The sequence below is a fragment of the Streptomyces sp. GC420 genome, assembly GCF_009916105.1.
In the GTDB taxonomy this organism is placed as follows: Bacteria; Actinomycetota; Actinomycetes; order Streptomycetales; family Streptomycetaceae; genus Streptomyces.
The window spans coordinates 1-13,084 of the sequence record NZ_JAAAXQ010000231.1; the positions used below are offsets into that span (position 1 = coordinate 1).

At 72.6% G+C, this 13,084-nt stretch carries 12 protein-coding genes; 8 read left to right on the forward strand and 4 right to left on the reverse strand.

Features of this window, described 5'->3' with window-relative positions; translation table 11 throughout:
* Positions 1 to 98 precede the first annotated feature (98 nt).
* A complete protein-coding gene (locus tag GUY61_RS24800) occupies positions 99 to 698 on the forward strand; it encodes a TetR/AcrR family transcriptional regulator (RefSeq protein WP_166632462.1) in 600 nt (199 codons plus the stop codon).
* Between the two features lie 606 nt (positions 699 to 1,304).
* Here GUY61_RS24800 and GUY61_RS24805 read toward each other — a convergent pair.
* The gene (locus GUY61_RS24805; protein WP_243766732.1) at positions 1,305 to 2,279 is read right to left on the reverse strand and encodes a DeoR/GlpR family DNA-binding transcription regulator; all 975 of its coding nucleotides are present in this window, start codon (positions 2,277 to 2,279) and stop codon (positions 1,305 to 1,307) included.
* 263 nt (positions 2,280 to 2,542) lie between these two features.
* Positions 2,543 to 3,991 (reverse strand): NAD(P)H-quinone dehydrogenase, encoded by a 1,449-nt coding sequence (locus tag GUY61_RS24810; protein WP_166632464.1) that lies wholly within the window; start codon positions 3,989 to 3,991, stop codon positions 2,543 to 2,545.
* Between the two features lie 139 nt (positions 3,992 to 4,130).
* On the opposite strand from GUY61_RS24810, the gene GUY61_RS24815 reads away from it, so the two are divergent.
* The 3 genes from GUY61_RS24815 (at position 4,131) to GUY61_RS24825 (ending at position 7,436) form a co-directional block, all read left to right on the forward strand.
* Positions 4,131 to 4,568, forward strand: coding sequence for a gamma-glutamylcyclotransferase (locus tag GUY61_RS24815; RefSeq protein ID WP_166632465.1), 438 nt, complete (start codon positions 4,131 to 4,133; stop codon positions 4,566 to 4,568).
* A gap of 139 nt (positions 4,569 to 4,707) precedes the next feature.
* Positions 4,708 to 5,532 (forward strand): purine-nucleoside phosphorylase, encoded by an 825-nt coding sequence (locus tag GUY61_RS24820; protein WP_166632466.1) that lies wholly within the window; start codon positions 4,708 to 4,710, stop codon positions 5,530 to 5,532.
* Positions 5,533 to 5,771: 239 nt separating this feature from the next.
* Positions 5,772 to 7,436 carry a phospho-sugar mutase gene (locus tag GUY61_RS24825; protein ID WP_313896839.1) on the forward strand — a complete coding sequence of 555 codons (1,665 nt, stop codon included), beginning with the start codon at positions 5,772 to 5,774 and terminating at the stop codon, positions 7,434 to 7,436.
* Between the two features lie 72 nt (positions 7,437 to 7,508).
* Here GUY61_RS24825 and GUY61_RS24830 read toward each other — a convergent pair whose 3' ends face one another.
* The gene (locus GUY61_RS24830; protein WP_166632468.1) at positions 7,509 to 8,132 is read right to left on the reverse strand and encodes a PH domain-containing protein; all 624 of its coding nucleotides are present in this window, start codon (positions 8,130 to 8,132) and stop codon (positions 7,509 to 7,511) included.
* Positions 8,133 to 8,267: 135 nt separating this feature from the next.
* Between GUY61_RS24830 and deoC the strand changes: the two genes are divergently transcribed.
* From deoC to GUY61_RS24845, 3 genes are read left to right on the forward strand one after another with little or no spacing between them, the layout of a single operon-like run.
* Complete coding sequence (deoC, locus tag GUY61_RS24835) at positions 8,268 to 9,257, forward strand: deoxyribose-phosphate aldolase (protein ID WP_166632473.1); 990 nt, start codon at positions 8,268 to 8,270, stop codon at positions 9,255 to 9,257.
* A gap of 5 nt (positions 9,258 to 9,262) precedes the next feature.
* The gene (locus GUY61_RS24840) at positions 9,263 to 10,702 is read left to right on the forward strand and encodes an aldehyde dehydrogenase family protein (RefSeq protein WP_166632469.1); all 1,440 of its coding nucleotides are present in this window, start codon (positions 9,263 to 9,265) and stop codon (positions 10,700 to 10,702) included.
* Positions 10,695 to 11,612: an aldehyde dehydrogenase family protein gene (locus GUY61_RS24845; RefSeq protein WP_166632470.1), complete on the forward strand. Its 918-nt coding sequence runs from the start codon at positions 10,695 to 10,697 to the stop codon at positions 11,610 to 11,612. Before GUY61_RS24840 ends, GUY61_RS24845 begins: the two co-directional genes overlap by 8 nt.
* Before the next feature lie 124 nt (positions 11,613 to 11,736).
* On the opposite strand, the gene GUY61_RS24850 is transcribed toward GUY61_RS24845, so the two are convergent.
* Entirely contained in the window at positions 11,737 to 12,138 is a 402-nt protein-coding gene (locus GUY61_RS24850) for a hypothetical protein (RefSeq protein ID WP_166632471.1), read from the reverse strand.
* 137 nt (positions 12,139 to 12,275) lie between these two features.
* Here GUY61_RS24850 and GUY61_RS24855 point away from each other — a divergent pair, with 137 nt between their 5' ends.
* The gene (locus GUY61_RS24855) at positions 12,276 to 12,917 is read left to right on the forward strand and encodes an ATP-binding protein (protein ID WP_166632472.1); all 642 of its coding nucleotides are present in this window, start codon (positions 12,276 to 12,278) and stop codon (positions 12,915 to 12,917) included.
* Positions 12,918 to 13,084 lie beyond the last annotated feature (167 nt).

Sequence of the window (13,084 nt, forward strand, 5' to 3'; positions counted from 1 at the left end):
GCCCCGGGTTCGCGGCCCCGGGTTCGTGGAGGACGGCGGGGCCACGCGCCCGGCAATGGCATGCTGGACGGACGGCAGGTACAGGGAGGACTGCGGCGATGACCAGCGGGACGGCACACACCTCGGCCACCTCGGCGCGCCCTCTGCGAGCGGACGCGCGCCGCAACTACGACCGGCTTCTCGCCGTCGCCCGCGCGACGTTCGCCGAGCACGGTACGGACGCCTCGCTGGAGGACGTGGCACGGCGTGCGGGCGTCGGGATCGGCACGCTGTACCGGCACTTCCCGAACCGGCAGGCTCTGATGAGCGCCGTGTTCGAGGAGGCCCTGGTGGCGCTGTTGCAGCGGTCCCGGGAGCTGCAGGACGATCCGCAGCCGTGCCAGGCGCTGGTGACGTGGCTGCGGACCGTCGTCACCCACGCGAGTGAGTACCGCGGGCTGGCCCGAGCCCTCATGTCGGCCTCGCCCGACAGCGGTTCCGCGCTGACGCGGTGCAGCCTGCCGCTCCAGGAGGCGGGCGGGGCGCTGCTGGCGCGGGCCCAGGAGGCCGGCTCGGTGCGCAGCGACGTCTCCATCTCGGACCTGCTGAAACTGACCAACGCCATCGCCCTGGCCGTCGAGGACACCCCCGACGACCCGCTACTCGCCGACCGCCTCCTGACGCTGACCCTGAAGGGTCTGAGGTCCGAGTCCGTCTGACACCCGGCCGACCGACGCGGGCCTCGGCCGGGCGTGGCAGGCGGTCGGACGGCAGACCGTCACCACCACGACAGCACAGGGCCGTCGGCGCGACGACGGCACGCGCACAGCGCCGACCGGCGCGCAGGCCGTCGGCCCGGCGATCGGACAAGGGCGTAGGTCGTCCTGCCGTCATCCGCAGCGATCGCGGCGGCACATCCCCGAGACCTCGGCCGCCGGTCGCGACGCAGAGCCGGCCGGCATGTGGGGCGAGGCCCGGGCGAGGGCCGTCCGAGCCGAATGACCGCCTGACCAGTCCCTTCACGATCGGCTGTGGTCCGGCCGGGGCAAACCGCCGCTGCGGCGTGGGCGGGGGATCATGACGCGCAGCCGGGCCCGTCGGAGGGGCCGGCCCGGCAAGAGCCCGGGTGGCGCGGGCGACAGCCCGTCAACCACCGCGACAGCGAGGCACTGTCGGCGGTCCGTGGGCGGGCCGTCGCGGACCCGCGCGTGCGTGGGCGGGTGACCGGGTGGCAACCCGTCGTTGCCGCTGCCCCACGGAAGCGGCGGCCGTCACAACAGCGCCGTCACAACCGGCGGCCGTCAGAACGCGTGGCAAGTGGTCCGTCAGCGGCGGCGCGGGGCGAGATCCGCGACACGGGCGCGCTCGCGTTCACGCTCGCCGGCATCCGCGGCGAACGCGTTCGCACTGCGCAACTGCGGTCCCGGGGCCGGGACATGGCTGCGGCGCTGACCCGGAAGGGGCACGTCCCGGCGGGGCCGCCCCGTCGGCACGTCACCGCCCGTCCCGGCGCCCGGTCCTCCGGTGGGACCCGGGGTGCTGCCGGTTCCGGCGGCGGCCCCGGCGACCGTGATCTGCACCCCCTGGTCCGCCAGTGCCCGCAACTCCGTGGCGGCACGGTCGTCGTGCGGGGGCGGTTCGTCGGTGACCAGCCGGGTGATCAGGTCGGTGGGCACCGTCTGGAACATCGTGTCGGTGCCCAGCTTGGTGTGGTCGGCGAGCACCACGACCTCGGCCGCCGCCTGCACCAGCGCCCGGTCGACGCTCGCGGACAGCATGTTGGAGGTGGACAGGCCGCGCTCGGCGGTCAGCCCGCTTCCGGAGATGAAGGCTCTGGAGACCCGCAGGCCCTGGAGGGACTGCTCGGCCCCGCTGCCCACCAGCGCGTAGTTGGAGCCGCGCAGGGTGCCTCCGGTCATCACCACCTCGACCCGGTTGGCGTGCGCCAGGGCCTGGGCGACCAGCAGGGAGTTGGTGACCACGGTGAGGCCGGGGACCCGGGCGAGCCGGCGGGCCAGCTCCTGCGTGGTCGTCCCCGCGCCGACCACGATTGCCTCCCCTTCTTCGACGAGGCCCGCGGCGAGGTCGGCGATGGCCGTCTTCTCCGCGGTCGCGGACAGGGATTTCTGCGGGAAGCCGGATTCCCGGGTGAATCCTCCCGGCAGCACCGCACCGCCGTGCCGGCGGTCGAGGAGTCCTTCGGCCTCCAGTGCCCGCACGTCCCGCCGTACGGTCACTTCGGAGGTCTGGACGACGCGGGCGAGCTCACGGAGCGACACGGCACCGTTGGCGCGCACCATTTCGAGGATCAATTGGCGACGTTCTGCAGCGAACACGAAACTGACAGTAACCTGCGCAGCCGGAAGTTTTCAGCAGTTTGCGTCGAATAGCAGAAGTTGCGCTCAGGGTCGGTCGGCCAGTGGTATACGGCCGTGCCGGTCGCGGAAGGAAACGTCACACCCCGGACGGCGCACCGGTACGGGCACCTCCCGAGGCGTCCTCCGCTGCGCTCCGGGCGCGCTCCCGCCGCGTCGTCCGGTCCCCGCCGCGACGGCGCCGGGGACTACGCTCCGTCGCCCGCCTTCCGCGTGTGCAGCTGTCGCGCCACCTCGGCGATCGAGCCCGACAGGGACGGGTACACGGTGAAGGCGTTCGCGATCTGTTCGACCGTCAGATTGTTGTCGACCGCGATCGAGATGGGGTGGATCAGTTCGCTCGCGTGCGGAGCGACGACCACGCCGCCGACCACGATCCCCGTACCGGGGCGGCAGAAGATCTTGACGAAGCCGTCACGGATGCCCTGCATCTTGGCGCGCGGGTTGCGCAGCAGCGGCAGCTTCACGACGCGCGCGTCGATCTTGCCGGCCTCGACGTCGGCCTGGGTGTAGCCGACGGTCGCGATCTCCGGGTCGGTGAAGACGTTGGAGGAGACGGTCTTGAGGTTGAGCGGTGCCACCGCGTCGCCGAGGAAGTGGTACATGGCGATGCGGCCCTGCATGGCGGCGACCGAGGCGAGCGCGAAGACCCCGGTGACGTCGCCGGCGGCGTACACGCCGGGGGCCGTCGTACGGGAGACCTTGTCGGTCCAGATGTGACCGGAGTCCTTCATCCTGACCCCGGCCTCCTCCAGGCCCATGCCCGCGGAGTTCGGGACCGCGCCGACCGCCATCAGGCAGTGCGTGCCGGTGATGACCCGGCCGTCGGCCAGGGTGACCTCGACGCGATTGCCGACCCGCTTGGCGGACTCCGCGCGGGAACGGGCCATGACGTTCATGCCGCGGCGGCGGAAGACGTCCTCCAGGACCGCGGCGGCGTCCGGGTCCTCGCCCGGCAGCACGCGGTCGCGGGAGGAGACGAGCGTCACCTTGGAGCCGAGCGCCTGGTAGGCGCCGGCGAACTCGGCGCCGGTCACACCGGAGCCGACGACGATGAGTTCCTCGGGGAGCTCGTCGAGGTCGTAGACCTGGGTCCAGTTGAGGATGCGCTCGCCGTCGGGGCGGGCGTCGGGCAGTTCGCGCGGGTGCCCGCCGGTCGCTATGAGCACGGCGTCCGCCGTCAGCGTCTCCTCCGAGCCGTCGGCGGAGCGCACGACGACCCTGCGGGAGCCGTCGATGGCCTGCATGCCGTCGAGCCGGCCGCGGCCGCGCACGACGCGGGCGCCCGCGCGGGTGACGGAGGCGGTGATGTCGTGGGACTGGGCGAGCGCGAGGCGCTTGACACGGCGGTTGACCTTGCCGAGGTCGACGCCGACGACGCGGGCGGCCTGCTCCAGCGGCGGGGTGTCGTCCGCGATGATGATGCCGAGCTCCTCGTGCGAGGAGTCGAAGGTCGTCATCACCTCCGCGGTGGCGATGAGCGTCTTCGACGGTACGCAGTCGGTCAGCACCGACGCCCCGCCCAGACCGTCGCAGTCGACGACGGTCACCTCAGCCCCCAGCTGCGCGGCGACCAGCGCCGCTTCGTATCCGCCGGGTCCGCCACCGATGATCACGATCCGAGTCACATACCCCATTGTCCCGCACCCGTCCCGTCACTTCGCGCCTGGGGCTCCTGTACGACGTACAGGAGAGCGAGGGGATGCGGGTGAAGGGAATACGAGGACGTGGCAAGGACCACAGGAACCACTCGCCGCTCTCCTTTACCCTCGATCCATGTCGCTCTACGCCGCGTACGCCGGCAACCTCGACGCACGCCTGATGACACGCCGGGCGCCGCACTCCCCGCTGCGCGGCACCGGCTGGCTCGACGGCTGGCGGCTGACCTTCGGCGGTGAGCACATGGGCTGGGAGGGTTCGCTCGCGACGATCGTGGAGGCGCCGCGGTCCCAGGTCTTCGTCGCGCTGTACGACATCGCGCCCATGGACGAGGACTCCATGGACCGCTGGGAGGGCGTCGGGCTGGACATATACCGGCGGATGCGGGTGCGGGTGCACACGCTGGACGGCGAGGAAGCCGCTTGGGTGTACGTCCTGAACGGATACGAGGGCGGACTGCCCTCGGCGCGGTACCTGGGCGAGATCGCCGATGCCGCGGAGTCCGCGGGAGCTCCGTACGACTATGTGATGGAGCTGAGGAAGCGTCCCTGCTGACGCCTCACGGGATCCGGCCTCCGGCAGCCGGGCATCCATGAGCCGGTCTCCTGGGTCCAGGTATCCGCAAGGCAACAATCGCAACACCGTGCACGGAGATATCTACGCGCGTAGGGCGTGAGCGGTTACCCTCGTCGACGTGAACGCATCTGTTACTCCGGACCACATCCAGGGCGACCCCCACGCCGCCGCCGATGCCGCCGCCGCGCGCCTGCGCGAGCTGACCGGCACCGAGACCCACGACGTCGCCCTCGTGATGGGCTCCGGCTGGGCACCCGCGGTCGACGCGCTCGGCATTCCCGCGCACGAGTTCGCCGTCACCGAGCTGCCCGGATTCCCGCCGCCGGCCGTCGAGGGCCACGGCGGAAAGATCCGCTCCTACGCGATCGGCGACAAGAACGCCCTGGTCTTCCTCGGCCGTACCCACTACTACGAGGGCCGCGGCGTGGCCGCCGTCGCCCACGGTGTCCGCACCGCGGTGGCCGCCGGCTGCAAGACCGTCGTCCTCACCAACGGCTGCGGCGGCCTGCGGCCCGGCATGCGGCCCGGCCAGCCCGTGCTGATCAGCGACCACATCAACCTCACGGCGGCCTCCCCGATCGTCGGCGCCAACTTCGTGGACCTGACCGACCTGTACTCGCCGCGCCTGCGCGCCCTGTGCAAGGAGATCGACCCGACCCTCGAAGAGGGCGTCTACGTGCAGTTCCCCGGCCCGCACTACGAGACCCCGGCCGAGATCAACATGGTCCGCGTCATCGGCGGCGACCTGGTCGGCATGTCCACCGTCCTGGAGGCCATCGCCGCCCGCGAGGCCGGTGCCGAGGTGCTCGGCATCTCCCTGGTCACGAACCTGGCCGCCGGTCTCAGCGGCGAGCCCCTCAACCACGAGGAGGTGCTCCAGGCGGGCCGCGACTCCGCGAGCCGCATGGGAGCGCTGCTCGGACAGGTGCTGGGCCGCATCTGACGCCGGGGGCCGGCCCCCGGCCGGCCGCGTCCGCGCCGTACCGCGGGCAATGCCCGTCCGCCCCGCGGGTACCTGCCCGTGACGCGGGGACGGTTCGAGAATGAAGGGGTGGGCGGGCGGCACCCGCCGCGGGCGGAGTGCACGCGCACCACAGACGAGAGGGACACACCGTGACGCAGGACGCTCAGGACGCTCAGGACGCCGGCGGCGCGCGGGACGCGCAGGACCCGCGGCTCCTCATCGACCGGGCGCGGGCCTGGCTGGAGGAGGACCCCGACCCGGAGACCCGCGAGGAACTGGCGAAGCTCATCGAGACCGAGGCGCTCGGCGAGCTGGCCGAGCGGTTCGCCGGGACCCTCCAGTTCGGAACGGCGGGCCTGCGCGGCGAACTCGGCGCGGGCCCGATGCGGATGAACCGCAGCGTGGTCGTCCGGGCGGCGGCCGGACTGGCCGCGTACCTGAAGCACCAGGGCCACGACGGCGGTCTCGTCGTCATCGGCTACGACGCCCGCCACAAGTCGGCGGACTTCGCACGCGACACCGCGGCCGTGATGACCGGTGCCGGACTGCGCGCCGCGCTGCTGCCGCGGCCCCTGCCCACCCCCGTCCTGGCTTTCGCGATCCGCCACCTCGGCGCGGTCGCGGGCGTCGAGGTCACCGCGAGCCACAACCCGCCGCGCGACAACGGCTACAAGGTCTACCTGGGTGACGGCTCGCAGATCGTTCCCCCGGCCGACGCGCTGATCGCCGACGAGATCGCCTCGATCGGCTCGCTCGCGGACGTGCCGCGCGCCGCGGGGACAGCTCCCGGGCAGAGCTCCGGAGAGGGAGGCTGGGACATCCTCGGCGAGGAGGTCCTGGAGGCCTATCTGGCCCGGGCGGCGGGGATCCTCGACCCCGCCTCGCCCCGGGACCTCGGCGTCGTCTACACGCCCCTGCACGGCGTCGGCCGCGCGGTCCTGCTCGCCGCCTTCGCACGGGCCGGTTTCCCCGCCCCGGTCGTCGTCGCCGAACAGGCCCAGCCCGACCCCGACTTCCCGACCGTCGCCTTCCCCAACCCGGAGGAGCCGGGCGCGATGGACCTGGCCTTCGCCGCCGCCCGCGCGCACGGCCCGGACATCGTCATCGCCAACGACCCGGACGCCGACCGCTGCGCCGTGGCCGTCCCGGACCCCGGCGCCGAGGGCGGCTGGCGGATGCTGCGCGGCGACGAGGTGGGCGCGCTGCTCGCCGAACACCTCGTGCGCAGGGGCGCCCGCGGCACCTTCGCCGAGTCGATCGTCTCCTCCTCACTGCTCGGACGCATCGCCGGGACCGCCGGGCTCGGTTACGAGGAGACGCTGACCGGCTTCAAGTGGATCTCCCGCGTCGAGGGTCTGCGGTACGGATACGAGGAGGCCCTCGGCTACTGCGTGGACCCCGAGGGCGTACGCGACAAGGACGGCATCACGGCCGCCCTCCTCGTCGCCGAACTCGCGGCCGGTCTGAAGGCGCGGGGGCGGACGCTGACGGACCTGCTCGACGACATCGCCGTCGAGCACGGCCTGCACGCGACGGACCAGCTGTCCGTCCGCGTCGGAGACCTGTCGGTCATCGCCGCCGCCATGCGCAGGCTCCGCGAACGGCCGCCGGCCGCGCTGGCGGGCCTCACGGTCACCACCGCCGAGGATCTGACCCGGGGCACGGACCGGCTGCCGCCGACGGACGGCCTGCGCTACCGCCTGTCCGGCACCCACGAGGCCCGCGTCATCGTCCGCCCCAGCGGCACGGAGCCCAAGCTCAAGTGCTACCTGGAGGTCATCGTCCCGGTCGCCGCCCCCAGCGCGCTCCCGGAGGCCCGCGCCAGGGCCGACGCCCTCCTCGCCGCCCTCAAGACCGACCTCTCCACCGCGGCGGGCATCTGACCCGACCCGGCGGCCTGTGGGGGCGGCCCCGATCGCGTGTCGGTGCGGGCGCGGGGGCGGTCCGGTGGTGGGTCAGCGCGTGGCGAGGAGGACGGCCAGCAGGATCGCGCCGACCGCGGCGGGGGCGATGATCTCGTAGGCCCAGCGGATCACCGGCTCGCCCTGCGCGCCGGGCAGGGAGGCGCAGCGTTCGGCCTGTTCCCTGAGGTCGTCGACGTGCTGGTCGGCGGGGGCCCGCAGGGGCCCCTGTGCGCCGGTGCCGGCGCGGGTGCGGCCGGAGACGTCGGAGGCGGCGTCCCGCGCCTGCCGCCGCGCCGCCTGCTTGCGCCGGCGCAGGGAGACTGGGATGGCCCACAGCTGGTACTTCCTGCCGCCGGCCAGTACCTCGCTGGAGTATCCGGCACTTACGCCCTCGACGCTCGCCCAGGGCAGGACGACGGTGCGGAACGGGTTGCGGACCCGCAGCCGGTCGTCGTTGGCGAAGACGGCGGGGCGGAAGGTGAAGGCGACGACTACGGGCACGACGAGCAGCAGGGCGGCCAGCGCGATCCAGGGGGTGCGGCCCTCTCCGGCGAGCACGGCCTCGCCGCCGAGCCACACGCCGAGGGCGAGCAGCAGCACGCCTCCCGCGACGGCTCCGCCCGACCGGTACACCCGGTCGGCTCCGGTGGGCTGCGGCTCATCAGGGCTTGTCATGGGAGCGATTCTGCCCGAGCCCGTTCCCGTACCGTGCCGGGGAGGGTCCCGTGCCGCCCGCGCGACGCCGTGACCGGCCGGGAGTATCCGGGGGTATACAGCAACTACGCGCGTAGATATGCTCGTCTGGTGACCATGCCCACCACTGTTCCCGCACACCGCAGCGGAGCCGGCGGCGCCCACCTCCCCGAGGTGACCGCGTCCGAGAGCGCGCTGCGCCGCTTCCTCCACGGGCTGCCCGGTGTCGATCCGGTCGGCCTCGAGGCGCGTGCCGCCTCGCTCGGCACCCGTTCGATCAAGACGACGGCCAAGGCCTACGCCATCGACCTGGCCATCTCGATGATCGACCTGACGACGCTGGAAGGCGCGGACACCCCGGGCAAGGTCCGGGCGCTCGCCGCCAAGGCCGTCCACCCCGATCCGACCGACCGCACGACGCCGACGACCGCCGCGGTCTGCGTCTACCCCGACATGGTGGCCACCGCCAAGGCCGCCCTGCAGGGCGCCGACGTCAAGGTCGCCTCCGTCGCCACCGCGTTCCCCGCCGGACGCGCCGCGCTCGACGTGAAGCTCGCGGACGTCCGTGAGGCGATCGCCGCCGGCGCCGACGAGATCGACATGGTGATCGACCGGGGCGCCTTCCTCTCCGGCCGCTACATGAAGGTCTTCGAGGAGATCACCGCCGTGAAGGCGACGTGCGTGCGCGAGGACGGCACGGCCGCCCGGCTGAAGGTCATCTTCGAGACCGGCGAACTCTCGACGTACGACAACATCCGCCGCGCCTCGTGGCTCGGCATGCTGGCAGGCGCCGACTTCATCAAGACGTCCACCGGCAAGGTGAGCGTCAACGCCACCCCCGCCAACACCCTGCTCATGCTGGAGGCCGTGCGCGACTTCCGTGCGCAGACCGGGGTGCAGATCGGCGTGAAGCCGGCCGGCGGCATCCGTACGTCCAAGGACGCGATCAAGTTCCTGGTGCTGGTCAACGAGACCGCCGGAACGGACTGGCTGGACAGCCACTGGTTCCGCTTCGGCGCCTCCAGCCTGCTGGGCGACCTGCTGATGCAGCGCCAGAAACTGGCCACCGGCCGTTACTCCGGCCCCGACTACGTGACGGTGGACTGAAGACCATGACACCCCAGCCGTTCGTCTACGCACCCGCACCCGAGTCCCGTTCCGTCGTCGACATCGCGCCGTCCTACGGCCTCTTCATCGACGGCGAGTTCACCGAAGCCGCCGACGGCAAGGTCTTCAAGACCGTCTCGCCGAGCACCGAGGAGGTGCTGTCCGAGGTCGCGCGTGCCGGCGCCGAGGACGTGGACCGCGCGGTGAGGGCCGCCCGCAAGGCCTTCGAGAAGTGGTCGGCCCTGCCCGGCTCCGAACGCGCCAAGTACCTGTTCCGGATCGCGCGGATCATCCAGGAGCGCTCCCGCGAGCTCGCCGTCCTGGAGACCCTCGACAACGGCAAGCCGATCAGGGAGACCCGCGACGCCGACCTCCCGCTGGCCGCCGCCCACTTCTTCTACCACGCGGGCTGGGCCGACAAGCTCGGCCACGCCGGGTTCGGACCGAACCCGAGGCCGCTGGGCGTCGCGGGCCAGGTCATCCCCTGGAACTTCCCGCTGCTGATGCTCGCCTGGAAGATCGCCCCGGCGCTCGCCACCGGCAACACCGTGGTCCTCAAGCCCGCCGAGACGACCCCGCTGTCCGCCCTGTTCTTCGCCGACATCTGCCGCATGGCGGGGCTGCCGAAGGGCGTAGTCAACATCCTTCCCGGGTACGGGGACACGGGGGCGGCGCTCGTCGCCCACCCGGACGTGAACAAGGTCGCCTTCACCGGTTCCACGGAGGTCGGCAAGGAAATCGCCCGTTCCGTCGCCGGTACGCCGAAGAAGCTCACTCTCGAACTGGGCGGCAAGGGCGCCAACATCGTCTTCGACGACGCCCCCGTCGACCAGGCCGTCGAGGGCATCGTCACCGGCATCTTCTTCAACCAGGGGCAGGTCTGCTGCGCCGGGTCCCGGCTCCTGGTCCAGGAGTCGGTGCACGACGAGGTGCTGGAGGCGCTCAAGCGCCGGCTGTCCACGCTGCGCCTCGGCGACCCGCTGGACAAGAACACCGACATCGGCGCGATCAACTCCGCCGAGCAGCTGGCCCGTATCAAGGCCCTCGCCGACACCGGCGAGGCCGAGGGCGCCGAGCGCTGGTCCCCGGAGTGCGAACTGCCCTCCTCCGGCTACTGGTTCGCGCCGACCCTCTTCACGGGCGTCACGCAGGCGCACCGGATCGCCCGCGACGAGATCTTCGGCCCGGTGCTCTCCGTGCTGACCTTCCGCACACCGGACGAGGCCGTCGCCAAGGCCAACAACACGCAGTACGGCCTGTCGGCGGGCATCTGGACGGAGAAGGGCTCGCGCATCCTCGCGGTCGCGAACAAGCTCCGCGCCGGGGTCGTCTGGGCCAACACGTTCAACAAGTTCGACCCGACCTCGCCCTTCGGCGGCTACAAGGAGTCGGGCTTCGGCCGCGAGGGCGGCCGTCACGGCCTGGAGGCGTACCTCGATGTCTAAGGAATCGACCGGCGGCTCCGCCGCGACGCGACTTTCTGTCCTCAAGACCTACAAGCTGTACGTCGGGGGCAAGTTCCCCCGCAGCGAGAGCGGCCGGGTGTACGAAGTGACGGACGGCAAGGGAAAGTGGCTGGCCAACGCACCGCTGTCGTCCCGCAAGGACGCGCGCGACGCTGTCGTCGCGGCGCGCAAGGCCTTCGGCGGCTGGTCGGGCGCGACGGCGTACAACAGGGGCCAGGTGCTCTACCGCGTCGCGGAGATGCTGGAGGGCCGCAGGGACCAGTTCGTCCGCGAGGTCGCCGACGCCGACGGATTGTCGAGGTCCAAGGCCGGCGCGGTCGTCGACGCGGCGGTGGACCGCTGGGTGTGGTACGCGGGCTGGACCGACAAGATCGCCCAGGTGGTGGGCGGCGCCAACCCGGTCGCGGGCCCCTTCTTCAACCTCTCCACGCCCGAGCCGACGGGTGTCGTGACCGTGCTGGCCCCGCAGGACTCCTCGTTCCTGGGCCTGGTCTCGGTGATCGCCCCGGTCGTCGCGACCGGCAACACCGCCGTCGTCGTCGCCGGGGAGAGGACGCCGCTGCCCGCGCTGTCCCTGGGCGAGGTGCTGGCCACCTCCGACCTGCCCGGCGGTGTCGTCAACGTCCTGTCCGGCCGTACGGCGGAGCTCGCCGCCCCGCTCGCCGCGCACCAGGACGTCAACGCGATCGACCTCACCGGGGCGGACGAGGCGCTGGCCGAGGAACTTCAGATCGCCGCCGCGGACAACCTGAAGCGGGTGTTCCGTCCACAGACTGTGGACAACGACTGGACGGCCGACCCGGGCACGCGCCGGCTGACGGCCTTCCTGGAGACCAAGACGGTCTGGCACCCCACGGGCGCGCTGGGCGCCTCGGGCTCCTCGTACTGAGCGCTCGGCGTACCGAGCGCTCGGCCGCGCGCTACCGCGAAGGGCCCCGGCGCACGCAGTCATCGGCGCGCCGGGGCCCTTCGCGGTGCTCACGGGCCCCCTCATCCGGGCCGCCCCATCGGGCTCACCTGGGGAGCGCCGAGGTCACCTGCCCGACCACCGGAAGGTCCTGCAGCGCCTGCCCGTCGCTGAGCACGCCCGTGACGGCGGTCGTCCGCACCGGCCGGAAGTCGGCGACCTGCGCTCCGACTCCGTTGGTGAGCGGGTCCGTACCCGTCTTCGCCAGGGGATACAGCTGAAGGCTCTTCAGCGGGGTGACGGAGTGGTGCAGGGCGCTCCCGAGCGCCGCCTGCGGATCGGCCTCGGTCAACTGCCGCAGCGCGCCTCCGGCCTGCCCGGCCTCCGGGCTGTGGGCCGCGTGGGCGGCCGCGGTCGCCGCCCCGCCGAACGCGGCGGTCGCCGCGGTCAGGGTCAGGCCGGCGCGCAGCAGGCCGTGCCGGGTCCTGTCGGTCGCGTGTCGTGGCATGGGGGGAACCTCTCGCAGGTGTGCGTGCATGCGTGTCGTAAGGCAATGCGTACGGACAGTAGTTGAGGGGTGATGCTCGTTCCACTCCGCGTCCCGGGGGATCCCCCGGACGGCCCAATGCGTCAGACTGGTGACCCGTGAGCCTTCCCCCGACACCGACCCGTGTGGTCCTGCTGACCGGCCCTTCGGGAGCCGGCAAGTCCTCGCTCGCGGCCCGTACCGGCCTGCCTGTGCTGCGGCTCGACGACTTCTACAAGGAGGGCGACGACCCCACGCTGCCGCTGGTGGAAGGGACCGGGGACATCGACTGGGACTCGCCCGCCTCCTGGGACGCGGACGCGGCGGTCGCCGCCATCGTGGAGCTGTGCCGCACCGGCCGTACGACCGTGCCCGTGTACTCCATCGCCAGCAGTGCGCGGGAGGGCGCGGAGGTGCTGGACATCGGGCGTACGCCGCTGTTCGTCGCGGAGGGCGTCTTCGCCGCCGACATCGTGGCCCGCTGCCGTGAACTCGGGGTGCTCGCGGACGCGCTGTGCCTGCGCGGCAGGCCGTTCACCACGTTCCGCCGACGGCTGGTGCGGGATCTCCGGGAGGGCCGCAAGTCGGTGCCGTTCCTGCTCCGCAGGGGCTGGCGGCTGATGCGCGCCGAGCCCGGGATCGTGGCGCGGCACGTGGGCCTGGGCGCGCACGCGTGCGGCAGGGAGGAGGCGCTCAGCCGTCTCGCGGTCGCGGTGGCCGCGGACGGCGCGACCGCGCAGCCTCCGCCGGTACCGGCCTGACCGCCTGGCGAACCCGGCTCGAAGGCCCGGACACCGGGGAAGGGGGAACCCGGCCGCCGGGGCCCGACCGCGTGCAGGAACCCCGTGAAAGACATGAAGAAGCGGAGCCGGGCAACCCCCGCCGCCCGGCTCCGCCGCTTCCCCGTTCCCCGTGTCCCCCGTGGAAC

What these genes read in the sequence shown, in the direction of transcription:
- GUY61_RS24800 (WP_166632462.1), top strand. Translation starts at nt 99, where the DNA reads ATGACCAGCGGGACGGCACACACCTCGGCCACCTCGGCGCGCCCTCTG.
- GUY61_RS24805 (WP_243766732.1), bottom strand. Translation starts at nt 2,279, where the DNA reads ATGGTGCGCGCCAACGGTGCCGTGTCGCTCCGTGAGCTCGCCCGCGTC.
- GUY61_RS24810 (WP_166632464.1), bottom strand. Translation starts at nt 3,991, where the DNA reads ATGGGGTATGTGACTCGGATCGTGATCATCGGTGGCGGACCCGGCGGA.
- GUY61_RS24815 (WP_166632465.1), top strand. Translation starts at nt 4,131, where the DNA reads ATGTCGCTCTACGCCGCGTACGCCGGCAACCTCGACGCACGCCTGATG.
- GUY61_RS24830 (WP_166632468.1), bottom strand. Translation starts at nt 8,132, where the DNA reads ATGACAAGCCCTGATGAGCCGCAGCCCACCGGAGCCGACCGGGTGTAC.
- deoC (WP_166632473.1), top strand. Translation starts at nt 8,268, where the DNA reads ATGCCCACCACTGTTCCCGCACACCGCAGCGGAGCCGGCGGCGCCCAC.
- GUY61_RS24840 (WP_166632469.1), top strand. Translation starts at nt 9,263, where the DNA reads ATGACACCCCAGCCGTTCGTCTACGCACCCGCACCCGAGTCCCGTTCC.
- GUY61_RS24845 (WP_166632470.1), top strand. Translation starts at nt 10,695, where the DNA reads ATGTCTAAGGAATCGACCGGCGGCTCCGCCGCGACGCGACTTTCTGTC.
- GUY61_RS24850 (WP_166632471.1), bottom strand. Translation starts at nt 12,138, where the DNA reads ATGCCACGACACGCGACCGACAGGACCCGGCACGGCCTGCTGCGCGCC.